General features: G+C 58.6%; 23 protein-coding genes, 2 pseudogenes and 2 riboswitches. Of the genes and pseudogenes, 11 read left to right on the forward strand and 14 right to left on the reverse strand.

Annotated elements, in window-relative coordinates:
• Positions 1 to 90 precede the first annotated feature (90 nt).
• The 11 genes and pseudogenes from ABUA09_RS15040 to ABUA09_RS15090 form a co-directional block, all read right to left on the reverse strand.
• A complete protein-coding gene (locus tag ABUA09_RS15040; RefSeq protein ID WP_014078536.1) occupies positions 91 to 1,701 on the reverse strand; it encodes a recombinase family protein in 1,611 nt (536 codons plus the stop codon).
• 111 nt (positions 1,702 to 1,812) lie between these two features.
• Positions 1,813 to 2,001 (reverse strand): transposon-encoded TnpW family protein, encoded by a 189-nt coding sequence (locus ABUA09_RS15045; protein WP_014078535.1) that lies wholly within the window; start codon positions 1,999 to 2,001, stop codon positions 1,813 to 1,815.
• Positions 1,998 to 2,855, reverse strand: coding sequence for an ATP-binding protein (locus ABUA09_RS15050; RefSeq protein WP_014078534.1), 858 nt, complete (start codon positions 2,853 to 2,855; stop codon positions 1,998 to 2,000). Before ABUA09_RS15050 ends, ABUA09_RS15045 begins: the two co-directional genes overlap by 4 nt.
• Entirely contained in the window at positions 2,852 to 3,601 is a 750-nt protein-coding gene (locus tag ABUA09_RS15055) for a putative phage replisome organizer (protein ID WP_014078533.1), read from the reverse strand. The genes ABUA09_RS15050 and ABUA09_RS15055 overlap by 4 nt, the downstream gene beginning before the upstream one ends.
• Positions 3,591 to 3,803, reverse strand: a complete 213-nt coding sequence (locus ABUA09_RS15060; RefSeq protein WP_005927784.1) for a hypothetical protein — start codon at positions 3,801 to 3,803, stop codon at positions 3,591 to 3,593. The genes ABUA09_RS15055 and ABUA09_RS15060 overlap by 11 nt, the downstream gene beginning before the upstream one ends.
• 185 nt (positions 3,804 to 3,988) lie before the next feature.
• Entirely contained in the window at positions 3,989 to 5,611 is a 1,623-nt protein-coding gene (locus tag ABUA09_RS15065) for a relaxase/mobilization nuclease domain-containing protein (protein WP_349949484.1), read from the reverse strand.
• Entirely contained in the window at positions 5,583 to 5,981 is a 399-nt protein-coding gene (locus ABUA09_RS15070) for a plasmid mobilization protein (RefSeq protein ID WP_044024773.1), read from the reverse strand. Before ABUA09_RS15070 ends, ABUA09_RS15065 begins: the two co-directional genes overlap by 29 nt.
• 642 nt (positions 5,982 to 6,623) lie before the next feature.
• Positions 6,624 to 7,658, reverse strand: coding sequence for a hypothetical protein (locus tag ABUA09_RS15075; protein ID WP_118447846.1), 1,035 nt, complete (start codon positions 7,656 to 7,658; stop codon positions 6,624 to 6,626).
• 70 nt (positions 7,659 to 7,728) lie between these two features.
• Positions 7,729 to 7,929, reverse strand: coding sequence for a DUF6199 family natural product biosynthesis protein (locus ABUA09_RS15080; RefSeq protein WP_195196484.1), 201 nt, complete (start codon positions 7,927 to 7,929; stop codon positions 7,729 to 7,731).
• A 204-nt stretch (positions 7,930 to 8,133) separates the two neighbouring features.
• Positions 8,134 to 8,262: pseudogene (locus tag ABUA09_RS15085) on the reverse strand (Maff2 family mobile element protein); the annotation flags it as partial.
• A gap of 67 nt (positions 8,263 to 8,329) precedes the next feature.
• Positions 8,330 to 9,169: pseudogene (locus ABUA09_RS15090) on the reverse strand (VirD4-like conjugal transfer protein, CD1115 family); the annotation flags it as partial.
• Between ABUA09_RS15090 and ABUA09_RS15095 the strand changes: the two are divergent.
• From ABUA09_RS15095 to ABUA09_RS15105, 3 genes are all read left to right on the forward strand, one after another.
• Complete coding sequence (locus ABUA09_RS15095) at positions 9,145 to 9,933, forward strand: tRNA-dihydrouridine synthase (protein ID WP_349949485.1); 789 nt, start codon at positions 9,145 to 9,147, stop codon at positions 9,931 to 9,933. The pseudogene ABUA09_RS15090 and the gene ABUA09_RS15095 overlap by 25 nt on opposite strands.
• Positions 9,934 to 9,976: 43 nt before the next feature.
• The gene (locus ABUA09_RS15100; protein WP_279202752.1) at positions 9,977 to 11,407 is read left to right on the forward strand and encodes an FAD-dependent oxidoreductase; all 1,431 of its coding nucleotides are present in this window, start codon (positions 9,977 to 9,979) and stop codon (positions 11,405 to 11,407) included.
• A gap of 73 nt (positions 11,408 to 11,480) precedes the next feature.
• Entirely contained in the window at positions 11,481 to 12,005 is a 525-nt protein-coding gene (locus tag ABUA09_RS15105; protein WP_033117812.1) for a nitroreductase family protein, read from the forward strand.
• Positions 12,006 to 12,019: 14 nt separating this feature from the next.
• Here the strand turns inward: ABUA09_RS15105 and ABUA09_RS15110 are convergent, their stop codons facing one another.
• Positions 12,020 to 12,484, reverse strand: a complete 465-nt coding sequence (locus tag ABUA09_RS15110; protein ID WP_349949486.1) for a GNAT family N-acetyltransferase — start codon at positions 12,482 to 12,484, stop codon at positions 12,020 to 12,022.
• Positions 12,485 to 12,613: 129 nt separating this feature from the next.
• A riboswitch (glycine riboswitch) is annotated at positions 12,614 to 12,698 on the forward strand.
• A 3-nt stretch (positions 12,699 to 12,701) separates the two neighbouring features.
• Positions 12,702 to 12,788, forward strand: a riboswitch (glycine riboswitch).
• Positions 12,789 to 12,857: 69 nt separating this feature from the next.
• Between ABUA09_RS15110 and gcvT the strand changes: the two genes are divergently transcribed.
• The 5 genes from gcvT (at position 12,858) to lpdA (ending at position 18,658) form a co-directional block, all read left to right on the forward strand.
• On the forward strand, positions 12,858 to 13,940 hold the full coding sequence (gene gcvT / locus ABUA09_RS15115; protein WP_033117814.1) for a glycine cleavage system aminomethyltransferase GcvT: 1,083 nt from the start codon (positions 12,858 to 12,860) through the stop codon (positions 13,938 to 13,940).
• Positions 13,941 to 14,137: 197 nt separating this feature from the next.
• Positions 14,138 to 14,515 carry a glycine cleavage system protein GcvH gene (gene gcvH, locus ABUA09_RS15120; protein ID WP_349949487.1) on the forward strand — a complete coding sequence of 126 codons (378 nt, stop codon included), beginning with the start codon at positions 14,138 to 14,140 and terminating at the stop codon, positions 14,513 to 14,515.
• Positions 14,516 to 14,518: 3 nt separating this feature from the next.
• On the forward strand, positions 14,519 to 15,829 hold the full coding sequence (gene gcvPA / locus ABUA09_RS15125) for an aminomethyl-transferring glycine dehydrogenase subunit GcvPA (protein ID WP_033117816.1): 1,311 nt from the start codon (positions 14,519 to 14,521) through the stop codon (positions 15,827 to 15,829).
• 1 nt (position 15,830) lies between these two features.
• On the forward strand, positions 15,831 to 17,279 hold the full coding sequence (gene gcvPB / locus ABUA09_RS15130; RefSeq protein WP_058117402.1) for an aminomethyl-transferring glycine dehydrogenase subunit GcvPB: 1,449 nt from the start codon (positions 15,831 to 15,833) through the stop codon (positions 17,277 to 17,279).
• Positions 17,276 to 18,658, forward strand: coding sequence for a dihydrolipoyl dehydrogenase (gene lpdA / locus ABUA09_RS15135; protein ID WP_349949488.1), 1,383 nt, complete (start codon positions 17,276 to 17,278; stop codon positions 18,656 to 18,658). The genes gcvPB and lpdA overlap by 4 nt, the downstream gene beginning before the upstream one ends.
• An 83-nt stretch (positions 18,659 to 18,741) precedes the next feature.
• Here the strand turns inward: lpdA and ABUA09_RS15140 are convergent, their stop codons facing one another.
• Together ABUA09_RS15140 and ABUA09_RS15145 are read right to left on the reverse strand one after the other, a co-directional pair.
• Entirely contained in the window at positions 18,742 to 20,049 is a 1,308-nt protein-coding gene (locus ABUA09_RS15140) for a sensor histidine kinase (protein ID WP_349949489.1), read from the reverse strand.
• Positions 20,043 to 20,723, reverse strand: a complete 681-nt coding sequence (locus ABUA09_RS15145) for a response regulator transcription factor (protein WP_058117405.1) — start codon at positions 20,721 to 20,723, stop codon at positions 20,043 to 20,045. Before ABUA09_RS15145 ends, ABUA09_RS15140 begins: the two co-directional genes overlap by 7 nt.
• 295 nt (positions 20,724 to 21,018) lie before the next feature.
• Here ABUA09_RS15145 and ABUA09_RS15150 point away from each other — a divergent pair, with 295 nt between their 5' ends.
• The 3 genes from ABUA09_RS15150 to ABUA09_RS15160 form a co-directional block, all read left to right on the forward strand.
• Entirely contained in the window at positions 21,019 to 23,292 is a 2,274-nt protein-coding gene (locus tag ABUA09_RS15150; protein WP_349949490.1) for a hypothetical protein, read from the forward strand.
• 35 nt (positions 23,293 to 23,327) lie between these two features.
• Entirely contained in the window at positions 23,328 to 25,337 is a 2,010-nt protein-coding gene (locus ABUA09_RS15155) for an efflux RND transporter periplasmic adaptor subunit (protein ID WP_349949491.1), read from the forward strand.
• The coding region (locus ABUA09_RS15160) for a hypothetical protein (RefSeq protein WP_349949492.1) at positions 25,318 to 25,698 on the forward strand (381 nt) is incomplete at its 3' end. The genes ABUA09_RS15155 and ABUA09_RS15160, both read left to right, overlap by 20 nt.

A 25,698-nucleotide genomic window follows, 5' to 3' on the forward strand; every position in this document is an offset into this window, starting at 1 on the left:
TTTACTGATGTGTGATAAAGAAGTAATAGAAGTGTAAAAAATTTTGCCGTTCCTATCCGGCACATGAGGTATGTCGGATAGGTCGGGCGGTTATTCGGGCAAGTCCACCTTGCCAACAAAAGAATAATAAATCTCAATGTCCTGCCTACGGGTCTTGTTCTCGTCATAGCTGCACTCATGCACAACGATTTTCTCTACAAACTCCCGCAACAGAGTAGGGGTAAGTTCTTCAAAGCTGGTATGCCGCCGAACAACATTCATAAACTTTTCTGCGTTCACGGTGGCTTCCTGTGCTTTGGAAAGCTCCGCTTGGATAGCAGCGGCTCTTTCTTTCAGCTCCCGTTGTTCTGCTTCATAGTCTGCCGACAGCTCTGTGAAACGCTCGTCTGATATGCGCCCGGTCACGCTGTCCTCATACAGCCGCTTGAAAATAGCGGATAACTCGGCTATGCGTTTCTCGGTGGCTTCCAGCTCCTTTTTCTTGGCGGCGTTCCTGCGCTTGCCCCCGTCCTCGTTCTGCTCAATCAAGAGCTTCATAAACCGGGCTTCATGCTTTGCCGCATAGCTTGTCACTTTCCGCAGATTGGAGAGTACGCCAGCGGTCAAGAGGTCGGTGCGGATAAAGTGCGCCGTACAGTCATGGGTGCGTTTCTTGTAGTTGCCGCAGATATAACAGTCCTGCTTGCGCTTGTCCGTCTGGTATCGCTGCTGATACATGACACTACCGCAGTCCGCACAGAACAGTATGCCGGAGAACAAGCCCACTTCATCATAGCGGTTTGGGCGTTTGCGCTGTTTGCGAAGCTCCTGCACCCGTTCCCATGTTTGGGTGTCTATGATAGGCTCGTGGTGGTTCTCGAAAATCACTTGCTTTTCCGGGGGATTTTCTACACTGTGCTTGACTTTGTAAGAAAGTTTTTCTGTCTTGAAATTTACCAGACAGCCTGTGTATTCCCGGTTTTCAAGGATATGCACTACGGTATTGGTCGCCCACTTGCACTCATAGCCGGGGTGGTAGCGGCGGGTGCTGCCCGTCCTGCGGTATTCAAGCGTTCCCGGCGTGGGGATTTGCTGCTCTGTGAGCATACGGGCTATCTTGGTCGGACCATTCCCGGCAAGACAGAGGTTGTATATCTGCTTGACTACGGGTGCAGCTTCCTCGTCAATGATGAAATTTTCGTCCTCGTCCATGAGGTAGCCATACACAGGCTTGCTTGTGATGGGCTTGCCACTCATGCCTTTTGAGCGTTTTACCGCCCGTATTTTCTTGCTCGTATCTCTCACCAGCCATTCGTTAAAGATATTCCGCAGCGGGGCAAAGTCATTGTCGCCCTGTGCGCTGTCCACTCCGTCATTGATAGCGATGAAGCGGACGCCTTTCTGTGGGAAAATCATTTCCGTGTACATTCCCACTTGCAGGTAGTTTCGCCCTAACCTCGACATATCCTTTACGATAACTGTCCCGACTTTTCCGGCTTCAATGTCCGCAAGCATGGCTTGAAAACCGGGTCTTTGAAAGTTCGCACCAGAATAACCGTCGTCCGTGTACCAGCGCAGATTGGAAAAGCCGTTCTGCTTCGCATAGGTTTCAAGGATACGCTTCTGATTGGAAATGGAATTGCTCTCGCCTTGCAGCTCGTCCTCATGGGAAAGTCTTGGGTAAAGGGCGGTAATTGGTTGTTGGTTGGTCTGTCTTAACATAAAATCCTCCGTTTCCGACAGCCAGCCCCACTATTCCGTACCTTGATTGTACCACATGGGGTGGCTGTCTGTATAGCGGCAAAAGCGTCAAATCTGCTTCTTTATGGTCGGTCAAATCGCCATTTTTTGTGTAGCAGCTTCCGCTTCCAGCACTTTCATCATCTTGTCGGCTGCGGTATCGGTTGCGCCCTGCTTGAAGAAGCCGGAAACGGTAAGGACGGAGTTGCCCATGCGGATTTCCGTCACACAGTCCGGGCGGCGGTCTGTTTTGGTGGTGCTTGTCTGTTTCGTTTCTGTCATAGGCTCTCCTTTCGCTGCTTCATCAGTTGCTTTAAGCGTTCCAGCTTTTCCTGTGCGGTTTCCTTTCGGAAGTTGCTGCCCGTGAAGCGGACGGGGGCGCACATGGAAGTCAGCCTGTCATAGATACGGGCGTGGGGCGTGTCCTGCGGGTGCTGCAATTCCTCCAGCGTGAGGTTGGTCGTGGCGATCAGCGGCTTGCCGCTTCGGTAACGGCTGTCAATCACGCTGTAAACCTGTTCCAGCCCGTACTCTGTCCCTCGCTCCATACCGAAATCATCAAGTATCAGTAGAGGATAGCTGCAAAGGCTGGAAATATATTCGTTCCTGCCCTCAAAGCTGGCGGCAAGGTCACCCAGTATCGTTGCAAAGTTTGTCATGCAGACGGCAACTTCTTTCTCCATAAGGGCGTTGGCGATACAGGCAGCGAGGTAGCTTTTTCCTGTCCCCACGCCGCCCCAAAACAGGTAGCCGATATTTTCAGCCTGCATGGTTTCCCAGCTCTCCACATAAAAGCGGGCGGTTTCGGTCTGTGGGTTTCTGCCGTTGTCATGCTCAAATGTCCAGTTTTGCATAGCGGGGTCGGTAAAGCCCCGGCGTTTCAAGTCCTCCACTTTTTCAAGGTGCTTCTGTCGGCTTTCAGCGGCTTCCCGTTTTTCACGGGCTGCCCGGTGGCAGTCGCACTCTGCCGGGTGTCGGTCATGCCCTAACCATTGGGCGGTTTCTTTTGAAAAATAGGCTTCTTTGGGCGTATGGCACTTGCCGCAGTATAAAAGCCCGTCCTCGCCTGTGTAGTCCTCCGCTTCGGCGGTAGTGGCTGTAATGTCCGTAATCATAGCTTCAATCTCGTTTTTCATAAGCTCTCGCCCTCCTTGCATGAATAATCGGGTATGCCCTGTTTCGGGGCAGCCTTGCCTTTGGCAGCGTCCTCCTGCGCCCACTTGTAAATGGTGGCTGCATGGCTGTGGTACTGCTTCCCGGTGGAAGCGATATGGCAGGAAAGCCGGTCAATATAATACTCCCACTTGTCGGGCAGCTCTGTTTTCAGCCCGGAAAGCTCTGTATCGGTCAGTATCACATTGTTGTATCTGCCATAAGCGGCGGGGGCGGGGTGCCCCGTTTTTCCCTCTCTCTCTTTTTCTATCTCTATCTCTTTCTCTAACTCTATCTCTATCTCTGGTGGACGAATGTCGGACAAATGTCCGCCTTTTGTCCGGGGCGGTAAAAGTGCCTTGTTTTCCAGCCTTGCAGCCCGTTTTCGCTCGGCTTCGGTAGAGGACTGTCCTATCATCAGCTCAATGTCGGTCATATAGAAAGCCCCGCTGTCAAGCTGCTCCACAAGCCCCAACTGCCGGAAAATCTCTAAAGCCCTCTCAACTGTCCCTATCTGGTGGCGGGTCAGTGTCGCTATCATCTGTGCTGTGTAGGGGATATGCTCGTCAAGCTGCAATTTCCCGCCGTTTTTCAGCGATTTTAAGTACAGCTTCAAGAGGATATTGGAATATAAAATCCCGTCTTTCATATCTTCCAGCAGCACAATGGAGTCGCTGTCAAAAAAGTTCTCTTTCAGCTTGAGGTAGTAATACTTGCGGTTATCTGCCATTGTCCCTGTCCTCCTTTTTCCGGCGTTTGGAGTAGTAGCGGGGGCAGAGTATGATAACCGCCCGGAAGCTCTGCTTGCAGCTATGGGTACAGCCCCGGCAGAGGTCGTTGTATGTGATACGGTCGCAGGTGGTATTCCCGACTTTTACTTGCCGCAGGAAAAAAGACCATTCCAGCCGCCGTTTCTTGCTCATTCTTGGCATGGGTGCGCTCCTTTCTGCCGTTTCCGCTGGTGTGGCGGTATCGGCGATAATTCTGTATCATCTCGGTATCATTTTCGGGATTTTTCTGCCCTGTAAGCCCGTTAAAAAATCCTTTGGTATTGCCGGATAGGGTACGGGGCAGCCCCCTTGTTCGGTATGGGTTCGGGTACATTTTGGGGTGGTTTTTATCGCTCCTGTTCCTGCCTTTTCACAGGCTTGCGTTCCCGGCGTAAAATCTGGTCGATATTGCCCTTGACAGTCTGTAAGCGGCGGTATTCCTCCCGTTTTGCCCGGTAATCGTTGTAGCCGCTGTTTTTCTCTTTGATAAGGCTTTCAATCTCTGCTTGCAGGGCTTTATGGCTCGGCAGCTTGGAAATGCCGTTCTCCCTGAAATAGCGGGCGGCTGCGTCTGCTATGATAAAGTCGCTTTCGTGCTTCTGTCGGTAGGCTGCTTTTGCTTTGGCGTTTTTCTGCTGTTTCAGCCCGTCCCGGACAGGGCGGGTCTTGGAATAGGCAAGCACCTGCCGTTGCAGCTCCTTTTTCCCGTCCAGCGTCTTTTCCACCTGCTTCAGCTCCGTAAGGCTTTCTCGCATGGCGGTATAGGCGGCAGAACAGGCTTCGTCCAGTTCCTCCGGGGAAGAAAAGCCGTACTGCTGGTAGGCGGTAACGGTAGCCGCCATTTGCTTTAGATTGTGCTTTGCCGCCCAGCGGTCATAGCCCACGCCCTTGCCCTCGGCTCGCTTGGCTTCCCGGTCAACCATGCGCTGCAAGGTGTTGTCTGCCGGGGTGGTTTTTGTGGTTTTTTCCCCTTGTGACGGCTTTTTAACTGCGACAGGGTATTCGGGTATGGCTTTGGTCTGTTCTGCGGCTCTGCGGGCGTTCTGTGTAAGCAGGGCAAGGACAGCAGCCTTGTCAAAATCGTCCCCCAGCTTCCGGGCTGTGATAGGCTTTGTCCTGTCCGGCGTGAGGTAGGAAAGCCGCCCCCGGCTCTCCTTGACGGTCACACCCTCCCGCAGCAAAAGGGAAGAAAACTCGTCAAAGCTACCAGCTTGGGAAAGTGCCTGCCGTATCGTCCGGCGCAGCTTCGCCTTGTCCGTTTCAAACTTGGTGGGCTTGGTTGGCTGTCCGGTGGCTTCTCTGGCGGCGTTCTCTTTATCAAGGGCAAGCTGCCCTTTCTTTGCCGCCCAGTATTCCCGTTCCGTTATCCGTTCCTTGCTGCCGCTTAGGAGGTCGATTTGGTAAAGCCCCTCCCGGTGGCACATCTCCATGACTTCACTCTTGAAATATTCCATAGCGGCGTTGGTGCAGCGGTGCTTGCAGCCCTCCCGTGTATCGGCTGGTCTGTCCATGTAGGGCAGAAGCGGGACTTCATAAATCCGCAGGGAGTTGATGACGATATGCACATGGATATTGCCGCTGTGGTTATGCCCGTCCGGGTGGGTGCATACAAGGGCTTGGTGTCCGGGGAAATGTGCCTTGCAGAACTGCTCGCCCAACTCCTGCGCCCGGTCTACGGTCAAGCCGTTGTCTGTCCCGTCCCGTGGGTCAAAGCTTATGATATAGTGGTGGCTTTTCACATCTTCCCGTTTTTGGTTTTTCTCATAGCGGAGATTAGCCCGCATACAGGCAACAGCGAAATCCTCGCCCCCGCAGTTAAGGGAAGAAATGCGGTAATCCTCCCTCGGTATCAGCCGCCCGTTTTCATCAAGGGTGGGCTTCATGGTAAACTCGTCATGCTCAAATGTGAGGTAGGCTTCCGCTGCGCCATAGTCTGCATTTTTAGAGCTGATATGTTTGAATGTTGCCAACCGCGTCACCCACTTTCTGCAAGATTTCAAACTTTAGGGCAGCAAGGTCGGAAACCGCCGCCCGTACCTCCCCGGCAAGCTGCGGGTAGGGGCTGTGCCACTCGTTCAGCGTCCGGGCTATCTGGTTTAAGTTGCCGCCGATCCTGCCGTATTCGGCGGTCAGCTTCCCAACAGCGGCAAGCAGCTCGTCATTGACGGGGGAAACAGTTATGATGGGGCGTATGGCTGCCCCGGTTATGGCTTGCCGGATAAACTCGGATTGGCTCATGTTGCAGGCAGAAAGCCTTTCCGCAAACTCGGCATATTCTTCCTCGGTCATGCGTGTCTTGACTACCCGGCTGCGGTGCGGTGTGTTGTATCGTTTTCGCATGGTAAAACCTCCTTTCGACTGCCGCATGGCTGCGGCGGGATAAGCGGCGTAAGCCGCATGGCAGGGTTTGGGGAAGGCACTCCCCAACAAGATTCCCGCAGGGGCAAAATGAGCGATAAGCGAATTTTGGTACTGCGGTAGAATCTTGCTCTAAGTAACTGCCGGACTGCCGTTCACTTCCTACTGCCACTTTTTCGGGAAATCGCAACCAGCTTTTTTCATAAAGAGCTGCCGGATTGTCCTCACTTGCTACTGCCACTTTTTCGGGAAATCTATAACCAGCTTTTTTCATAAAAGGCTGCGGGCGGCGTTCTCCCCTTACTCCCTACAACACCGCAAAAAGCAAAAATGACGGACTTTCCGGCAAGAACTTTTCCTGCGGCGTAGTCTTTCCCGACAATAAGGCGTTTTGGAAGCTGTGTTTTGCCCGCTGTCTGAAAAAAATGGCAACCTTTTTTGGCTTCACTGTCTAATACGGAACATTTGGAAATTTGCCAAAAATGGGCGCAAAAAAAGCAGCAAATCTTTTTCGGATTTACTGCTTTGTGTGCCGCTGCGGGGTGGCGATTATTCAATTTTAAAATGAAACATCATCTTATGATAGGGTTGTTTCTGTGTGGCTGTCAGAGGAAAAGCCAGAAATTATCTATAATTATTTATATCAGGATATTTTCCTCCATCTTCATGTGAAAATGCTTCTTCAAAGTAATCAAGACTTTCAAATATAATATTGTTGTATTCTCCAATTTTAACAACATTAAAATTTAAGCTGACTGTATCTCCTATAGCATATTCATTTGTTAAATCACCATTAAATTTCCATCCAATAAGATCACCAGAAACTTTTTCATCAAAGAAAATGGTTGTGGCTTTCTCATCTGCATTATAAGTTATATCAATAACTTTATCTGCGAAATGAACCTCATCTCCAGGAGCATAGTCTTTTAGATAATCAACAGCTTCGCCGTCGGCAGGGTTAATAAATTGATTATTTAATTCAGTCATGGTTAAAATCTTATTATTTGCTAAAGTAGCTGGTGATGGATTTTCAGAAAATTGAAAAACTCGATTATTATCTCCAAAATAAAATCCATCCTCTACTTCTGGCAATGCACTTCTAGTATTTGCATTATAATAGTGTGCATAATAGCACTGCCATTTGAAACTTTCAGAAGAAATAAACTGAGCTTTCCACTTTCCGGCAGGATCACTCGCTTTTTTATCGTAAAACATATACTGATTCGTTTCTGTAACGGCACTACTAACAGTATCGTTATTTGCATCAGACAAAATAAGATTGATTTTAGCAAAAATATCAACAAAAATCACTCGATGTCCATGCATACGCATTGAACCAACTGAATTATTTACTTCTGGTTTAAAGTATACTTCATTTCCCATCTCGCCAGTATTAAATTCAATACTCGGAGACACAAGATATGCCCAATTACTATCTTTTACGCTCTGTCCATCAAGATCGATAAGTTTTTCAAAATAGTCGGATAAAACTTTCCAACCAACTTGCCACCAATTTACTTTCCGCTCACTTTCATTAGTTTGTGTCGCTTCTGCCTTTGCTTCCGGCGATAACTCACTTGCAAAAGTCGTCGTACTTGCACCTATACATAGCGTTCCTATAAGTGCCAATGATATAACCTTTTTAAATATCTTATTCATACAGTTCACTCCTTTCTTGAAATTATTGAATTCGAATAATAGGATACAATTTAAGAACTATAAGGGTGTTTCATTTTACAATTAGATATATAATCATACCAACTGAACAAATAATAAAAAATACACCACCAATCCGCATTAATACTAAATATAGTTCGGTTGGTTCACCATTTTTTACTGTGAATAAATTTTCTATTTTCCATAATATTTTAGGATAACAGACCATACAAACTCCCAAAATCAATAATACCAACACCCATAAATAGTCCACCAAATTTCCCTCCTTTCAACTAAGTATCCTTGTATACATTTCTACACTATATCTTAGGATAATGTTACCATGAAAATGCCGATAAATCAAGCGTTATTCACGATATGATATGTAAAACCTCAAAAGATTTCGTCATTTTTAACAATGTTTGTTTGGAATAGTAGGGCTGCATATCAATTTTTATATGCTACTTTATGACACATAAGCATTCGCGCCGGGGTTATCGTTGCCGTACCCCTCCATGAGGTTAATGCCGCCCCAAATGCCAAGTCCTGCGCCAAGCGCGATTACCAAAGTCTGCAATACGTCAACTGCGCTGTTGAAAAAATCCATATAAACCTCGCTTTCTGCCGCTAAAACGGCTCAAAAAATGTTGTTGGAAATAAAAATGCCGCCGTTTTTATTCGGCGGCTGCGTCCTCGTCGGACAAATCTATTTCGTATATGTCAAAGGGTTCGTCGGGCTTTACGATTGCCGGACGGGTGGACATATACCGTTCAACGTCAAAAGCGTTTTTCTTGTCGAAGTCGGAAAGGTATTTGTAGTTCGGGTGCTGCGTTATATCGTACTTATCGCTGAAAAAGGGGCGCACGCCGCGCAACTGCAAAATACATTTTCCTCCGTCCATAACTGCGATTTCGTCCTGTGTCATCAACTCCTTTCCCAATTTCTGATAATTGAGGCCATGAGAAACCTGCGTGCCGCGATTTTCGGAAGTGTTGAAACTGTCGATTGTTTCACGTCCCAAGTTCTCCGAAATATCCTTTGCATTTTTCCCGCGCCCTCCCAAAAACAAGGTGCTGTCGGCATTGTCAAGTATGATTTCTGCCGCGTCCTTGTAAATGGCTTTTAGCTGGCTCTGCGATTGCAGAATGATAGAAGCCGAGATTTCCCGGCTGCGGATTGTGGCAATCAATTTTTCAAACTGCGGGATTTGTCCAATGTTTGCAAACTCGTCTAACAGGCAGCGAACATGAACCGGCAGCTTGCCGCCGTATTCGTCGTCGGCCTTGTCGCACAAGAGATTAAATAACTGCGATTGCAGCATAGCGATAACAAAATTAAACGTGCTGTCCGTATCGCTCATAATCAAAAACAAAGCTGTTTTTCTGTCGCCTAACGTGTCAAGTTCTAATTCGTCGTAGGACATAAGATCGCGCAATTCCTTTATATCAAAAGGAGCGAGCCTCGCACCGCAAGAAATGAGGATTGATTTTGCGGTTTTGCCTGACGCGGCGCGCGGAGGACTTCCTGTGGGCGGCGGGCGAGCTGAAGAAGATGGGTTACCGGGAGGTCAATCTGAATCTCGGCTGTCCCTCCGGCACCGTGACGGCCAAAGGAAAAGGGGCGGGCTTTCTGGGGGAGCCTGCGGAGCTGGACCGCTTCCTGGAGGAGATTTTTGCCGCCGCAGAGGTGCGCATATCGGTGAAGACCCGCCTGGGGCTGCGGGAATCGGAGGAGTTTTCCCACCTGCTGGAGATTTATAACCGCTATCCCATCGCCGAACTGACCATCCACCCTAGAGTGCGGGCGGATTTTTATCGGAACCGGATACGGACGGAGGCGTTCGAGGCCGCCTTGCCGAAGAGCCGCAATCCGGTATGCTACAATGGGGACTTGGTGACGGCGGCAGAGTGCCGGGCGGCGGAGGCGCGGTTCCAAACGGCGGCGGGACTGATGCTGGGCCGGGGGCTCATCGCCGATCCGGCCCTCATAGATAAGGCCGGCGGCGGGCCGGGCGCGGACAAGGACAGGCTGCGGGCTTTCCATGACGAGCTCTATCAGGGCTACTGCGCCGCATTTGGAAGCAGCCGAAACGCCATGCTGCGGATGAAGGAGATCTGGTTCTATCTGATGGGCCTTTTTGAGGACGACGGAAGGTATGCAAAAAGGCTGCGAAAGGCTGGCGATGTACGGGAATATGAGTGTCAGGTAGCGGCCGTATTCCGGGACCTGGCACTTAGAGCGGATGCCGCCGCGGTCTGGAGAAAGTCCGATACATGATTTTGCTCCGGGATGCACATGCTGTCCCCGAGGTGATTAAGAAATGGGGTCCATTTGGAGTGAAACCGTAACCCTTCCCTCCCGGTCGGCGCTGGAAGGGGAACACAGTACAGAGGTAGCGGTAGTGGGCGGAGGAATGGCCGGTGTGCTCACAGCCTGGTTCCTGCGGCAGAGGGGCGCAAAGGTGCTGCTGCTGGAGGCCGAACGGCTGGCCGGCGGTCAGACTCGGAACACCACGGCCAAAATCACGGCGCAGCACGGCATGATCTACGAGCGGCTCTCCGAACAGAAGGGGGAGCTGGCGGCACGGCAGTATGCCTCGGCCAACCAGCGGGCCGTGGAAGCCTACCGGCGGCTGGTGCGAGAGCGGAAGATCCCATGCGAGTGGGAGGACTGCCCCGCCTTCCTCTATTCCACCCAGGAGGAGGATCCGGTCCGGCAGGAGGCGCATACCGCCGCCCGGTTGGGCCTGGAGTGTTCCTTCACACTGGAGACGGAGCTCCCGTTTCCCGTGAAGGGGGCGGCCCGGCTGGAAGGACAGGCCCGGTTCCACCCTCTTCGGTTTTTGGGCGCGCTGGCGGAAGAGCTGGAGGTTTTTGAGCATAGCCGGGTGATCGCGGCGGAGGGGGGCGCGCTGCGGACGGAGCGGGGACGGGTGAAGGCCGAGCAGGTGGTGTTTACCACCCATTACCCTTTCATCAATGTGCCGGGGCTGTATTTCCTGAGGATGCACCAGGAGCGCAGCTATGTGCTGGCGCTCCGAGGGGCGGCCCGGCTGAAGGGAATGTATTACGGCACAGATCCGGACGGGGTGTCGCTGCGCCCCTGCGGGGACCTGCTGCTTCTGGGAGGCGGGAAGCACCGCACCGGGGAAAACTCCGCCGGAGGCCGCTACCGGGGGCTGGAGGAGCAGGCGGAGCGGCTTTTTCCCGGTGCGTCCCAGGCGGCACACTGGTCGGCGCAGGACTGCATCAGCATAGACGGGGTACCCTATATCGGGCCCTACGCCTCTGCTGCGCCCAACTGGTACGTGGCCACCGGCTTCGGCAAGTGGGGCATGACCGGTTCGATGGTCTCCGCCCTGCTCCTCTCCGGACTCCTCACCGGGGAGCGGGACCCGGACGGAGCGGTTTTCGACCCGGGGAGGATGGACCTGCGCGCTTCGGCGGCCAACCTTTGGGAGGACGGAAAACAGGCGGTGAAAGGCCTGTGCCGGTCCGCCTTCGAGCCGCCGAGGGCGGCCGTGGAGGCGCTGACGCCGGGCCATGGCGGGATCGTGGAAGTGGAGGGGGAAAAGCTGGGGGTCTATAAGACAGAGGATGGGGAAGTTTTCACCGTCTCGGCGCGCTGCCCCCATCTTGGCTGCCAGGTGGAGTGGAACCCGGACGAGAAGACCTGGGACTGTCCCTGTCACGGGTCGCGATTCGACTTCCATGGCCGGCTCCTGGACGGCCCTGCACAAAAGGGGCTTTGACAAAAGCCTGTGTTTGGACTATGATGGGGACGGGAAAAGATTCCAAACATTGTCTCAAAGTGAGGGATGCCAGATGAAACAGGAAGCAATGAATGTGCTTTTGACCCGCAGGAGCGTACGTCAGTACCAGACACGCCAGGTTTCGGAGCAGGAGATGGACCAGGTGCTCCAGGCCGGCCTATATGCCCCCACCGGAAAGAATGTGCAGGGCGTGGAGTTGGTGGCGGTGCAGGAGAAGGAACTCCGAGACCGGCTGGCCGCCCTGAACAAGTCCTTCTGGGATAAAGATATGGACCCCTATTACGGGGCGCCGACGATCATTCTGGTCCTGGCGGATACGGTCCGGTATACCTGGGTGGAGGACGGAAGCTGCGCGCTCTGCAACATGCTCAACGCGGCCCATGCACTGGGGCTGGGCGCCTGCTGGATCCACCGCGTCCGGGAGATGTTCGACTCGGAAGAGGGGAAGGCGTACCTCCGGCAGTGGGGCCTTCCCGAGAGTATGCGGGGTGTGGGCAGCGTTGCCCTGGGCTACCCTGCGGGCCCGGAACTCAGGCCCCTGCCCCGGAAGGACGGTCGGGTGATCAAGCTCCTGTAGTGCCGCACTGCCGGTCAGGTGATCGACTTTTCCATGACAAAATTGGTGAGCAGGACAGCACGCCGTACCACCTGCTGGTCCCGGAGGGTCCGATAGCCCCGGTGAGAGAAGAAGGGCCGGGCGGTGATGGAGGCGTGGGTGGTAAAATGAGTGACGCCGGCGGCCGCGGCATGGCGTTCCAGTGCGTCGCAGAGCGCGGTGGCGGTCCCGCGGGACTGGAAATGCCGGTGGACAAAAAGCCGATCCAGATATCCGCTGCCGTCCATGTCCCCGAAGCCGATGATCAGGTCTCCGTCCAGCGCCACCAGGGAGTGGTGTTCCCGCAGTGTGTGGTCCCAGCGGGCTGCGTCCACGGCCCCGGGCGCCCAGGCCCAGAGCTGTTCCGGGGTGTAGTCTCCGGCGTTGACCGTGTGTATGGTTTCAAAAAAGAGGCGGGTAAGGGATTCCAGGTCCTCAGGGCGGTAGAGGCGCAGATACATGGCACAGACTCCTTTCCAGCGGCGAACGCCGGGAAACTGCACAAAATTTCTTTCCAGTATAACACAAAATCTGTCCTTGCAAAACCGGGTTCTTTTCGATATACTGAAAGCAGAAAACAGAATATGCGGATGATGGCATCGGGAGAGACCGCGCAATGCGGCGCCGAAGGGGATCGGCAGAGAAACTCTCAGGCAAAAGTACCGATGCCGGACGAAACTCCGAAGACCGGCGGAAACGCCGGACCGAAGAAGCAACCTGTTGTCCGGAGAGGACGCGGAGAATCTTTCAGGTGACCAGACGGAGGCGTGCCTTTTTTAGGCGCGCCTCCGTTTTCAATTATTTGTACTACCAATCTGAAAGGAGAAGGAGAGCATGGAAGCAAAGACACCCCTCTACAGCCGCCACGAGGCGCTGGGCGGCAAGATCGTCCCCTTTGCGGGATACCTCCTGCCGGTACAGTACCCCACCGGGGTCATCGCCGAGCATATGGCAGTGCGTACCGCCGCGGGGCTTTTCGACGTCAGCCACATGGGAGAGCTGGTATTCACCGGTCCGGACGCCTTGGGAAACCTCAATCATATGCTGACCAACGATTTTACGGGCATGTATGACGGCCAGGTGCGCTATTCCCCCATGTGCAACGACCAGGGGGGCTGTGTGGACGACCTCATCGTTTACAAGCTCCGGGAGGGGGCCTATCTGGTGGTGGTGAACGCCGCCAACAAGGATAAGGACGCCGCGTGGATGCGCGCCCACCTCTCAGGGGACTGCGCCATGGAGGACATTTCCGCCGACGTGGCTCAGGTGGCCCTTCAGGGGCCCAGATCAAAGGAAATCCTGCTGCGGCTGCTGGAGGAGCCCGTCCTGCCCAAGAAATACTACAGCTTTGTGAAAGATGTGGATCTGAAGGGGATCCGGTGCCTGATCTCCCGCACGGGGTACACTGGTGAATTCGGCTATGAGCTCTACTGCGCCAATGCCGATGCCGGCGCCCTCTGGGACCTGCTGCTGGAGACAGGGAAAGATCTGGGGCTCATCCCCTGCGGGCTGGGGGCGCGGGATACCCTGCGCCTGGAGGCGGCCATGCCGCTCTACGGCCACGAGCTCGACGACGAGATCACGCCGCTGGAGGCGGGACTGGACTTTGCCGTAAAGCTGAGCAAAGGGGAATTCATCGGCAAGGACGCCATCGCCGCCAAGCTGCCCATCGCCCGGGTCAGAGTGGGGCTGGAGGTGACGGGCCGCGGCATTGTCCGGGAACACCAGGACATTTACATCGGCGGCCGGCTGGCGGGAAAGACGACCTCGGGCACACATTGTCCCTTCCTCGGTAAGGCCATGGCCATGGCCTATCTGGCCCCGGAGGACGCCGCCGCCGGCACGGAGGTGGAGGTGGAAGTGAGGGGGCGCCGCATTCCCTGCAAAGTGGTGGAGCTGCCCTTTTACAAACGCTGAACCGGTCGGAACAGTTCAGTTGATGAGATAAGCGTAATGGACAGCGGTGGAAATTGGCAAGCAACAGTCCTTGTCCATTTGTCAACCTGCCCTCCCATACGCACAGAGAGGGCGTCACGCAGTCCAACGCCCCGGGGGGCGAAATGCGGATATTCGCCGGCAAAAGCACATCTATTATTTTTAAGGAGGAAACGATGATGAACACCCCTGAAAATCTGCTGTATACCAAATCCCACGAATGGGTCCTCATGGAGGGCGACACCACCAGGGTGGGTCTCACCGACCACGCGCAGGAGGCTCTGGGCGACCTGGTCTTTGTCAACCTGCCCGAGGTAGGGGACACGCTCACCTGCGGCGAGGCTCTGGGCGATGTGGAGTCCGTCAAGGCGGTCTCCGATGTCTACAGCCCTGTAAGCGGAACGGTGAAGGCTGTGAATGAAGCGCTGATGGACGCACCCGAGGGCATCAATGCCGATCCCTACGGCGCATGGCTGGTGGAGGTCGAGGGCATCACTGACAAGGAGGACCTGCTGGACGCGGCGGCCTATGCGGCCCTGTGCGCCGAGGAGGGCTGAGCCGTGGGCAGCTACATTCCCTCCACTGCCGCCGAGCGGCAGGAGATGCTGGAGGCCATCGGCTGCAAGAGCATCGATGAGCTCTATGCACAAGTCCCGGCGGAGATGAAGGTGGAGCGGCTGGACATCCCGGAGGGCAAAAGCGAGCTGGAGGTCCGGCGTATCCTGGAGGGCATTGCCTCCAAGAACACCGTGTTTCCCTCTGTGTTTCGGGGGGCGGGAGCCTACCGGCACTATATTCCATCCATTGTGAAGAGTGTCACGTCCAAGGAGACCTTTCTCACCGCTTACACCCCTTATCAGGCGGAGATATCCCAGGGCGTCCTCCAGTCCATCTTTGAGTACCAGACCATGATCTGCGCGCTTACCGGCATGGACGCCTCCAACGCCTCGGTCTATGACGGGGCCTCCGCGGCGGCGGAGGCCGTGGCCATGTGCAGGGACCGGAAGCGGAATACCGTGCTGGTCTCCGCCGCTGCCCATCCCATGGTCCTTCAGACCATCGAGACCTATTGTTTCGGAAACGGTATGGAGGTAAAGACCGTCCCCATGAAAAACGGCTTTACCGACCAGGAGGCCCTCGGGGCGCTGCTGGACGACACGGTGGCCTGTTTTTACCTCCAGCAGCCCAATTATTACGGCCGCATCGAGTCCGCCGCCGATATGGGCGAGGCGGTCCACGGCTGCGGCGGCAAATTCATTATGGGTGTGAATCCCATCGCCATGGCGGTGCTCAAGACGCCCGGCGAGTGCGGCGCCGATATCGCGGTGGGAGAGGGGCAACCTTTGGGACTTCCTCTCAGCTTCGGGGGGCCCTACCTAGGCTTTATGGCGGCCAAAAGCGCCATGGCCCGAAAGCTGCCTGGGCGCATCGTGGGTGAGACCGCCGACCATGACGGCCGGAGAGCCTATGTCCTCACGCTCCAGGCCCGGGAACAGCATATCCGCCGGGAAAAAGCCAGCTCCAACGTCTGCTCCAATCAGGCCCTCTGTGCCATGACCGCAGCGGTGTACCTGGCGGCCATGGGGGCAAAGGGTCTCAGGCAGGCGGCGGAGGGCTGCATGGCCCACGCGCGATATGCCGCCGAACGGATCTGCTCGGTGCCCGGCTTCGATATGGTCTATCCTGGCCCTTATTTCCATGAATTCGTCACCACATGTCCGGTAAAGCCGGAACGCCTTCTGGAGGGGCTTGCCCTGCGGGGCATCCTGGGCGGACTTCCGGTGGAAAGCGGCATCCTGTGGTGCGCCACAGAGATGAACACCCGGCAGGAGATTGACGCGCTGGAAGCGGCCATTCGGGAGGTGTGCTGAGATGGAATTGCTGTTTGAAAAAAGCCACGCCGGGCGCGGCTGCGACCTGCTGCCCCCGCTGGATGTGCCTCCCGCCCACCTGATGGAGGGCACGGAGCGCCGGACGCCGCTGCGTCTCCCCGAGATGTCCGAGGTGGATCTCTCCCGGCACTACTCCGAGCTGGAGCGGCGGTCCCACGGGGTGAACAACGGATTCTATCCCCTGGGCTCCTGCACGATGAAGTATAATCCCAGAATCCATGAGGAGACGGCGGCCCTGCCCGGCTTTGCGGGGGTACACCCCTCCCAGGGCGCCGACACGGTCCAGGGCTGCCTGGAGGCGCTGTACCTGGCCGAGGAGCTGCTGTGCGAGATCACGGGAATGGACGGCATGACCTTTATGCCCGCCGCTGGCGCTCACGGGGAGTTCACCGCCCTGCTGATGGTGAAGAAGTATCATCTGGACCGGGGCGATACCCAGCGGACCAAGATCATCGTTCCCGACTCCGCCCACGGCACCAACCCGGCTTCCGCCGCCATGTGCGGCTTCACCGTGGTCAACGTGCCCTCCAATCCCCAGGGCGGCGTGGACCTGGAGGCGCTGAAGGCGGCCGTGGGGCCGGATACTGCCGGGCTCATGCTTACCAATCCCAATACCCTGGGCCTCTTTGATCCCAATATCCTGGAGATCACGCAGATCGTCCACGACGCGGGCGGGCTCGCCTATTATGACGGGGCCAACCTCAATGCCGTCATGGGAGTGGCCCGACCGGGCGACATGGGCTTTGATCTGGTGCATCTCAATCTCCACAAGACCTTTTCCACCCCTCACGGCGGAGGAGGACCCGGCTCCGGCCCTGTAGGTTGCAAGCGATTTCTCATGGATTTCCTGCCGAACTATCACGTGGCGGAGGGAGAGCACGGGCTGGAGTTTGACCGCCCCTGTAAGAGCATTGGCAGCGTAAAGGCGTTTTACGGCAACTTCGCCGTGGTGGTGAAGGCGCTCACCTATATCCTGACACTGGGCGCAGAGGGCATCACCGAGGCGGCGCAGGGGGCTGTCCTCAATGCCAATTATATGCGCGAAATGCTCCGTGGGACCTATGACATCGCCTACGGCGACGGCCCCTGCATGCATGAGTTTGTGCTCACGCTGGCCGGGCTGAAGAAGGAAAAGGGCGTCTCCGCTATGGATGTGGCCAAGGCCCTGCTGGACCACGGGATCCATCCCCCCACGATGTACTTCCCGCTGATCGTGGAGGAGGCGCTTATGGCCGAACCCACCGAGACCGAGTCCCGGGAGACCCTGGACCGCGCGGTGGAGGTGCTCAAGACCATCCGTGCACAGGCGGACACAGACCCGGAGAGGCTCCACACGGCGCCCCACACCACGCCCATTGGTCGGCCCGACGAGGTGAACGCCGCCCGGCACCCGGTCCTGCGGTATCTCTATCCGGAGGAGCGGACATGAAAAGCGTCCTGATTGTGATCGGAGGGGGCCCCGGCGGCTACGTGGCCGCCATCCGGGCCGCCCAGCTCGGACTGCGCACCGTGCTGGTGGAGCGGGCCGCCCTGGGCGGCGCCTGTCTCAATCGGGGGTGTATCCCGACCAAGACTCTGCTGCACAGCGCCAGCCTCTACCGGCAGGTGCTGCACAGCGCCGCCTTTGGCGTGACGGCAAGCGACGCCGGTTTCGACTACGCCGTCATGGATGAGCGCAGGCGTCAGGTGGTGGAGCAGCTCCGCAGAGGGGTGGAGGGGCTGCTGAAAGGCAATGGGGTGGAAGTGATCCATGGCAGCGCCGTTATCCAGGGGCCCGGCAGGGTCCGTGTGGGCGAGGCGATTTACGAGTCGGAACACATCTTGGTGGCGGTTGGGGCTCGCCCGGCCCTGCCGCCCATTCCGGGCCTGGACCTGCCCGGGGTGGTCACCAGCGACGGCCTGCTGGGGGAGGGCATGTACCATCCCCGCCTGACCATCATCGGCGGCGGAGTGATCGGCATGGAGTTTGCCTCCCTCTACAGTGCTCTGGGAGCCCAGGTCACCGTGCTGGAGGCCATGGACCGAGTGCTGCCCACCATGGACAAGGAGATTGCTCAAAATCTGAGCATGCTCATGAAAAGGCGGGGCGTAAAGCTCTGTACCGGGGCCCGGGTGGAGCAGGTGATGCGGACCGGGGAGGGCCTCCGGTGCGCCTATACGTCAAAGGAAAAGGCCGAAACCGTTGCGGCGGACGCCGTGTTGGTCTCCACCGGGCGGACGCCCAACACCGAGGGCCTGTGCGGGCCCGGCGTGGACCTGGGACTGGACCGGGGGGCGATCCCGGTGAATGAGCGGTTCGAGACCTGCGTGAAGGGCATCTATGCCATTGGAGACGTGGTGGCGGGCAGCATTCAGCTGGCACATGTGGCCTCGGCCCAGGCGATCAACGCTGTGAGTATGATCGCGGGAAAAGAGCCGCCCATGAAGCTGAACGCCATCCCCGCCTGTGTCTACACCGAACCGGAGATTGCCTCTGTGGGGCTCACCGAGGCCCAGGCCAAGGAGGCGGGGATTCCCACAAAGGGAAGCAAGTACCTGATGAACGGCAATGGGCGGAGCATCATTGCTGGCGCGGAACGGGGCTTTATCAAGGTGGTGTCCCATGCCGAGACCGGCACGGTGCTGGGGGCGCAGCTCATGTGTGAGCGGGCCACCGATCTGGTGGGTGAATTCACCCTGGCCGTCGCAGAGGGGAAAACGCTGGAGGAACTGGCCGCCCTGGTGCGGCCTCATCCCACCTTTGCCGAGGGGATCTCAGAGGCGGTAGAGAGCGGCCTAGGGCTTGCCATCCATCAGCTCAACCGATAAAAAAGCATAAGAAGGAGCGCGCGGGGGAAAACCGGCGCGCTCCTTTCTGCATTGCGGGGCCGCGGGAAAGCAGGGCGGTGCGTTCAAATGTGTCTCCCCCGGTGAAGGGGCAGACGGAGCGCAAAGACCGTACCCTCGGGCCCGGTTCGCGCCACCCGCAGCGTCCCCCCATGGAGAGCGGCCAGTTCTTTTGCAATGGAGAGGCCCAGGCCAAAGTGCTCCTTGGTGGTGCGGGAGACATCGGCCCGGTAAAAGCGGTCAAAAATATAGGGGAGAGACTGGGGGGAGATGCCCGGCCCGGTGTCGGCGACCTGTAGGGTCAGAGCGGCGCCGTCCACCTCTGCCCGCAGCGTGACTACACCCCCCTGCGGCGTATAACTGAAGGCGTTGTCCAGGAGGACGGACAGGACCTGACGGAGCCGTTGGGGGTCTCCGGTAACCGGGGGGAGGTCCCGCTCGGGGACCTCCAACAGCAGACGCTGCCCTTTCTGGCGGGCCACGGGGCAGAAGAGCTCGGCGGTCTCCAGCAGCAGGGCGTCCATATCCACGGTCTCACGGGCAATGGTCCAGGTTCCGGCGTCGCTCCGGGCCAGGGAGAGCAGGTCGTCTACCAGCCGGGACATGCGGGCGCATTCCACCTCGATGTTTTGCCGGAGCCGGGACGCCTGGTCGGGGGCCACGGCCAGGGCGGAGGCGCTGGTACGGATGACGGCCAGGGGCGAGCGGAGCTCATGGGAGGCGGCGGCGATGAATTCGGCCTGTTTCCGTCGGCTCTCCTCGATGGGACGGATGGCCCGACCGGCAAAGGCCCAGCAGAGCAGGAGCAGAGCGGTCACCCCGGCGGCCACCAGAGCGGCGAAGGAGCCGCGCAGCAGCAGAAGCTGCTGGTCGGAGGAGGACATATCCTTGAGCAGGACCAGGCTCTGCCAGCCTTGCGAAGACGGGATCTGGGTGACGGAGGCCAGATATCGCTCGCCCAGGTCTCCGCGTACCTCAAAAACGGGGGTGGAGGTGGTGTCGATGAGGGAGAGAGGAGGGCTGTCCGGCTCCACGCCAAGGGCGCGGGCGCCGGCGACTGCACGCTCCAACAGCAGGGGGCGGGCGGTCCTGGGCGTCCAGGCGCCGGAGAAGCTGAGGGGCGCGCCCTGGTCCCGCAGGGAGATGATGAGCCCCTCTCCGGACTCCAACTGGGCGAGCCAGGTCGTGCTGACCACCCGATCCGATCGGAGCTTGGCTATGATGGCGTTGGCGCTGGAGAGAAACCCTGCCTCTGAACCGGCGCGGAGTTGGCCCTCCGCCAGGGACAGGGCAGCCCAGGCCATGGCCAGCAGTACCGCCCCCGTGCAGGCCGCCGAGAGGAGTGTGAGCTGCCGCCGGAGCCGGGTCAGCATGGCCCGACCTCCAGCCGATAGCCCACGGAGCGAACAGTGGCAAGGCGGACGGCGCTCCCTACTGTACGGAGCCTGCGGCGGAGAAAGTGGATATAGTTGTCTAGATTGCCGTCCTCCACCGGAGCGTCCGGTCCCCAGACCCGGGAGAGCAGAAGCTCACGGGTCAGGGTCTGCCCGGCGTTGCGAAGGAAGAGTTCCAGAAGCTGTTTCTCCCGGCGGGAGAGGGAACAGGCCCCCGCGGGCCCGCGGAGGGCGGCGAGCTCCGTATCCAGCTCCAGATCCCCGGCGGAGAGCCGGCTGGTGGACTCCCACTGCCTGGGGCGGCGGGACAGGGCGCGGATCCGGGCCAGAAGCTCTTCCGCGGCAAACGGCTTGGCCAGGTAGTCGTCGGCCCCGGCATCCAGCCCGTCCACCCGGTCTGGGACGCCGTCCAGAGCCGTGAGCATAAGCACCGGGGTGGAGAACCCCCGGCTGCGCAGGGTCCGCACGGCCTCCAGACCGTCCAGTTCAGGCAGCATCCGGTCCATAAGAATCAGGTCATAGGCGTTTTGCAGGGCAAAGTGGAGGCCATCCTCCCCGGTGTGGGCATAGTCCACCGTATAGCCCTGCTGCCGGAGATGGATATCCACGGCGGCACAGAGCGCCTGATCGTCCTCTACCATAAGAATTCGCATAGAAAGGCACCTCGTCTTTGATATCGGTGCTCTCACTATATCATGAAATCCTCTAAAAAACCTATAGCCGTTTGGGATCACGCGAAAATAAGCAGCGGAGCGCCCCGCCTGCGCCCGCGGACAGGGGCTGAAAAGGCACAGGACTTATTTGCATGCTGGCAATATGCCCTGCGTTGGGACGGGGTCACAATTTTGAACAAGCCCTGAGATCTCATAAATTTCTAAAAAACTTCCAGGTGGTTTAGAGAAAGCCGCGATATTCTGATGCTACACTGAGTGAAAGGAAGCGGAAGCCATGAAACGTATCATTTGTGCCGCCCTGTCCGGCATCCTTGTCCTGGGACTGCTGGCGGGCTGCAGCGAAGCCGGCGGAGAGGCGGGGGAAAGCACGCCTATGGGCCGTTATATCGAGGAGCAGACCGCTGTGCTGGAGGGGATATCCCGCGTTTTGGACCTCCACCTGGACAGCGACGGCCGCCCTGTATTCTATGTCCGGGGGGAGGGGACGGACGGCGCTCTGCGTTTGGAGCGGTGCGTCCTACCCGCCGGAGGCGGAGATCTGGAGCGGACGGAGCAGACATGGACCGGGGGGCTCGCCGGTATCCGGGACATCTCTGAGGCGTCCGACGGCACAGCCTATGTGCTGGCCAGCGGGGCGGAAGGACAGAACGGCATCTACCGTCTGCGGGGCGGGGCCTTGGAGCCCGTGGAGCTCCCGGAGCTGGGGCAGGATCAGGCGGCCGGAGAGGGACTCGCCGTTCAGCATGCTGAGAGCGAAGTGACCGGCACGGTGGCCTTCTGTGCAGGCGGACGGTTTCTCTCCGGCGTCCGGGCCCTGGACGAAGGGGAATTGCTGGTGATTTTTGGCGGGGAGGGCATCTCCCGTTACCGGAGCACCGACGGGCATCTCCTGATGGAGTATCCGACCCAAAGCTATAACAGCGGCGCGGCGGTCCTGGGAGACACGCTGCTGGCCGTGAGCGCCGACGGAAAGGAGACGGTGCTCTACGATCTGAAGACGGGCAGACAGACCGGCGGGAGCATATATGACGGCCTGAGCTTCCTGACAGCGCTGGGACTGGACGATGAAGGCGTGTATCTGGGCGATGCCACCGGCATCTACCGACAGACGGCTGGAGGGACCATATGGGAGAAGCTGGTGGACGGCGAGCTCACCTCCCTCTCGATGCCTACGCTGAGCCTATCGGGCCTGACCTCCGACGGGGAGGGCGGCTTCTACGCCCTGCTGCAGGGGGAGGATGACGTTCGGCTGCTGCACTATTCCTATGATCCGGATACCCCGACCCTTCCGGACACCGAACTGGTGATCTTCGGGCTCAGGGACAGCGACACCATTCGCCAGGCCATTGGAGAGTTCCAGAGAAGCAACCCCACGGTGCGGGTCAACTTCCAGGTTCTGCTGGACGAGGAGCTGGGCGCCACCGCAGAGGATGTGATCCGTACCCTCAACACCGAGCTCATGGCGGGGAAAGGGCCCGATCTGCTTCTGCTGGACGGCCTGAATGTGGACTCTTACATAGAAAAGGGAGTCCTGGCCGATATGACAGAGCAGACCAGGCGTCTGGAGGAGGATGGGCTGATGCCCAATCTGACGAACGCCTATTGCCGGGACGGCAGGGTCTACGGCGTTCCCGCACGGTTCACCGTGCCGGTGATGATGGGGGAGCGGGAGTGTGTGGAGCAGGTGCGGTCTCTGACGGATCTGGCCGGACTGGTCGAAGAGGGTCAAGGCGGAGAGCCGGCGTTCCTCTGCCCCTCGGCGCAGCTCTTCGGCGAAACGGGGATGCTGATGGACTACTACGACGTCTGCGCCGGGAGTATTGTCACGGAAAAAGGGGTGGACCAGCAGGCGCTGGAAGGCTACTTTGCCGACATGCTCCGCATCCAGCAGGCAGAGCGGGAGAATACCCCTGAGTTGGGGGACGGGGTCAGTTTTGCCATTGTGGTGGCCGCCAGCGGCGGCGGGAGCGGTGCTGAGATCCTGGACCCCGGGTCCAATCGGCTCAGCGAAGGGAAAGCCCTCTTCCACGTGCAGGAGCTTGCCGGCCAGTTCTCCCTGGAGAACATCCTGACCGCGCTCAACGGACGGGAGGGGGGGACGCCGCTGGTGTCGTACAGTACGGGCGGCTCCGGCGGGAATACAGGGGAAAAGCCCGCACGGGACTGGACCCTGGACACCCTGTTCGGCGGGAACGCTTATACGCCCTCCAGCGGCGTGGGGATTGTGTCCACCGGAAACCAGAGGGAGCTGGCCGAGTCCTTTGTGGATATGCTCCTCTCACGAACGGTACAGGACAGCTATCTGTACGACGGCTTTCCGGTGAACGGCGGCTCCCTTGACGCCATGGTGGAGCAGGCGGCGGAGAACGCCGAGGACGATATGGGATTCCGGGCTCTGTGCGACCGGCTGGACGCCCCCATCCTGTCGGACCAGGTGGTAAAGGAAGCGGTGGAGCGCCAGTTGAGAGGGCTGTCGGACGGAAGCCTGACGCCGGAGCAGGCGGCGGCGAATGTGATGGAAAAGACCCGGATCTATCTGGCGGAATAAGCGCCGCAGGGCGCGAAAAAAGGAGTGGATCACCGATGGACTTGGAGCCGGTGGAAAAGTGGAAGGAGTGCGTGGAGCTGGAGCGGCGGCGGCTGGCGGCAGGAGAGCGGCCTAAGCCCCTCTTTTCCAACGGCGTGCAGCGGGCGGCGGCCCGGGGCCTGTGCGTATTCCTGGCGCTGATGGCTGTTCTTACCCTCCTTTCGAGGGCGGCGGACGGGATCACCGTTGCACAGGTGCAGGCCCAGAACCCCAAGACGGGCATCCTTACCCAGCGGGTGACGGTCAATGGGAACATCGAGCCCCTGGGGGATCTGGTCCTCAGCCTGCCCAGCGATGTCCTGGTAAACACCATCTCGGCAGAGACGGGGCAGCAGGTCAAGGCCGGAGACGTGCTGATGACGCTGGATGACGAAGCGCTCCGGCAGTCGATGGAAAAGCTGGAGAATGAGCTTGCCATCCTGGAGCTGAAGATAGCCAATACCATGCAGGGGACCAGCGGCGACTCCACGGATGGGATCCTGGAGGCGGAACAGGCCCTGGAGGAGGCGCGGGAGGATTACGACCGGCTGTCCGGCAGTGCGGAACGGTCGGAGACCCGGGCCGCAGAGGATCTGGAGACGGCCCGGGCCGATTATGAAGAAGCCCTTGCCGGCCTGAAGAGGGCGGAGGAAAAAGCCAGAAATCAACTGGTAAAAACGGCGGAGGACGAGCTGGAGGCGGCGGAAAAAGCCCTAGGGGACGCCGAGGACGCGGCACGGACCGCGGTGGAGGCCGCGGAGGAGAGTCTGACGGCGGCCCAGGACGCGCAAAAAGCGTACAGCAAGCAGTACTATGAATCGGTGCGTGATTTGAAAGACCTCAGGAGCCGGTTGAACGACGCCCAGCGGGCGCTGGAGGCGCTCATCGAGGCGGGGGCCGGCGAGGAAGAGCTCCAGGCGGCCCGGACCAGTGTGGAGGACCTCCAGTCCGCCGTGGAGACGGCGGACTGGAGCATGGAGTCCTACAACTACGGATCTGATCTGGCCGTGACCCGGGCGGAAGAGGCCCTGGAAAAGGCAAGAGCACGCCAGGAGGAAAAGCTCCAGGCGGCGGAGGCGGAGCGGGACGCGGCCGAGAAAAAGCTGGAAGAGGCCCGAGCGCGCACGGACGTCGGCGAGGAAGAACTGGTGCTCTCGGCACAGGCTGCCGTGGAAAGCGCGGAGAAAGCACTGCGTACAGCCGAGCGTGCCGCAGAGGACGCGGGAATTGAAAGGGAGGAGAAGCTTCTCAGCGCCGCACGGACGGTGGAGAGCGCCCAGCGGGCGCTGGAGCAGGCCCGCAGAAAGGCGGAGGAGGAGCGGCAGTCCGGCGAGGCCGGCAGCCGGGAGCGGGAGGCCGAACGGCTGGGCTATGTGAGCCAGCAGCGGGAGACCCGGCAGCTCTTGGAACAGCTCAAGGCTGTGGAGGCCGCCGGTGGACGGCTGACGGCGCCGGTGGACGGCACAGTGGCATCCATCCTCTCGCAGCCGGGCAGGACCCAGGAGGGGGCGCAGGCGGCGGTCCTCACCCGGAACGACCAGGGCTTTGCATTCCGGGGAAAGCTGGACCAGAAGAAGGCCGAGGACTTGGCGGCGGGGGACCAGGGGAAGCTCACTTTCACCCTGGAGGGAAAAGCCGGAAGCGCGGAGGCGATTATTACCTCCGTGGGGGCGGCGGACAGCCAGGGTCAGGTGACGGTGACCGCTCAGCTCCCAGAGGGGAACTACGGCTCCGGCGGGTCCGCGGAGCTGGAAATTTCCAGGCGCAGCCAGCAGTACGACATGGTGCTGCCCCTGAGCGCCCTGCGGATGGGGGGAGGCGATGCCTACGTGCTGGTGATTCAGGAGAAGCAGAGCGTCATGGGCGTGGAACAGACCGTGGTGAAAAAGACCGTCATCCTCCAGGAGCAGGACAGCGAGAACATGGCGGTGGAGGGGGCGCTGCTGGAGAGCGACCAGGTGGTCATCTCCTCCAATAAACCCGTCGAGGAAGGAGACCGGGTCCGCCTTGAAACGACAAACGAGTAGGGCCGCCCTCTTCCTCCTGGCCACGCTGACCCTGATCTCATGGCTGGGGGCATCCTTTCTGGCACAGCGTGCCGGAGAACTCTCCCGTGGGGCCGTGATCCGGTGGGAAGCGGGCGGAGGGATAAGCCCCGTCCAGCTCCTGCGGGCCGAGCGATACGCCCGGGAGGACGGCGGGGCGGCGGTGCCCACCGCCGCACTCTGGCGGGAGCACCGGGAGGGGTACGTGGAGGACGGAGCCGGGCGGCGCAGCACTTCGGCGGCAGTGTTGGAGCTCTTTGGAGACGGCGGGGAGGTCTGGCCCGCAGCCTTTCGATACGGAAACTACCCGGCCAGGGGGGATGAGACGGGCTGCGCCGTGGAC

The sequence above is a fragment of the Intestinimonas sp. RTP31139st1_F5_RTP31139_211217 genome, assembly GCF_040226735.1.
GTDB lineage: Bacteria > Bacillota > Clostridia > Oscillospirales > Oscillospiraceae > Intestinimonas > Intestinimonas butyriciproducens.

Bases quoted from the DNA above. Each gene is read 5' to 3' on its own strand.
- ABUA09_RS15045 (WP_014078535.1), bottom strand. From the start codon at position 2,001: ATGACAGAAACGAAACAGACAAGCACCACCAAAACAGACCGCCGCCCG.
- ABUA09_RS15075 (WP_118447846.1), bottom strand. From the start codon at position 7,658: ATGAATAAGATATTTAAAAAGGTTATATCATTGGCACTTATAGGAACG.
- ABUA09_RS15145 (WP_058117405.1), bottom strand. From the start codon at position 20,723: ATGCGAATTCTTATGGTAGAGGACGATCAGGCGCTCTGTGCCGCCGTG.
- ABUA09_RS15070 (WP_044024773.1), bottom strand. From the start codon at position 5,981: ATGCGAAAACGATACAACACACCGCACCGCAGCCGGGTAGTCAAGACA.
- gcvH (WP_349949487.1), top strand. From the start codon at position 14,138: ATGAACACCCCTGAAAATCTGCTGTATACCAAATCCCACGAATGGGTC.
- ABUA09_RS15110 (WP_349949486.1), bottom strand. From the start codon at position 12,484: ATGTATCTGCGCCTCTACCGCCCTGAGGACCTGGAATCCCTTACCCGC.
- ABUA09_RS15150 (WP_349949490.1), top strand. From the start codon at position 21,019: ATGAAACGTATCATTTGTGCCGCCCTGTCCGGCATCCTTGTCCTGGGA.
- ABUA09_RS15105 (WP_033117812.1), top strand. From the start codon at position 11,481: ATGAAACAGGAAGCAATGAATGTGCTTTTGACCCGCAGGAGCGTACGT.
- ABUA09_RS15060 (WP_005927784.1), bottom strand. From the start codon at position 3,803: ATGCCAAGAATGAGCAAGAAACGGCGGCTGGAATGGTCTTTTTTCCTG.
- ABUA09_RS15140 (WP_349949489.1), bottom strand. From the start codon at position 20,049: ATGCTGACCCGGCTCCGGCGGCAGCTCACACTCCTCTCGGCGGCCTGC.
- ABUA09_RS15040 (WP_014078536.1), bottom strand. From the start codon at position 1,701: ATGTTAAGACAGACCAACCAACAACCAATTACCGCCCTTTACCCAAGA.
- ABUA09_RS15050 (WP_014078534.1), bottom strand. From the start codon at position 2,855: ATGAAAAACGAGATTGAAGCTATGATTACGGACATTACAGCCACTACC.
- gcvPB (WP_058117402.1), top strand. From the start codon at position 15,831: ATGGAATTGCTGTTTGAAAAAAGCCACGCCGGGCGCGGCTGCGACCTG.
- ABUA09_RS15100 (WP_279202752.1), top strand. From the start codon at position 9,977: ATGGGGTCCATTTGGAGTGAAACCGTAACCCTTCCCTCCCGGTCGGCG.
- ABUA09_RS15055 (WP_014078533.1), bottom strand. From the start codon at position 3,601: ATGGCAGATAACCGCAAGTATTACTACCTCAAGCTGAAAGAGAACTTT.
- gcvT (WP_033117814.1), top strand. From the start codon at position 12,858: ATGGAAGCAAAGACACCCCTCTACAGCCGCCACGAGGCGCTGGGCGGC.
- lpdA (WP_349949488.1), top strand. From the start codon at position 17,276: ATGAAAAGCGTCCTGATTGTGATCGGAGGGGGCCCCGGCGGCTACGTG.
- ABUA09_RS15155 (WP_349949491.1), top strand. From the start codon at position 23,328: ATGGACTTGGAGCCGGTGGAAAAGTGGAAGGAGTGCGTGGAGCTGGAG.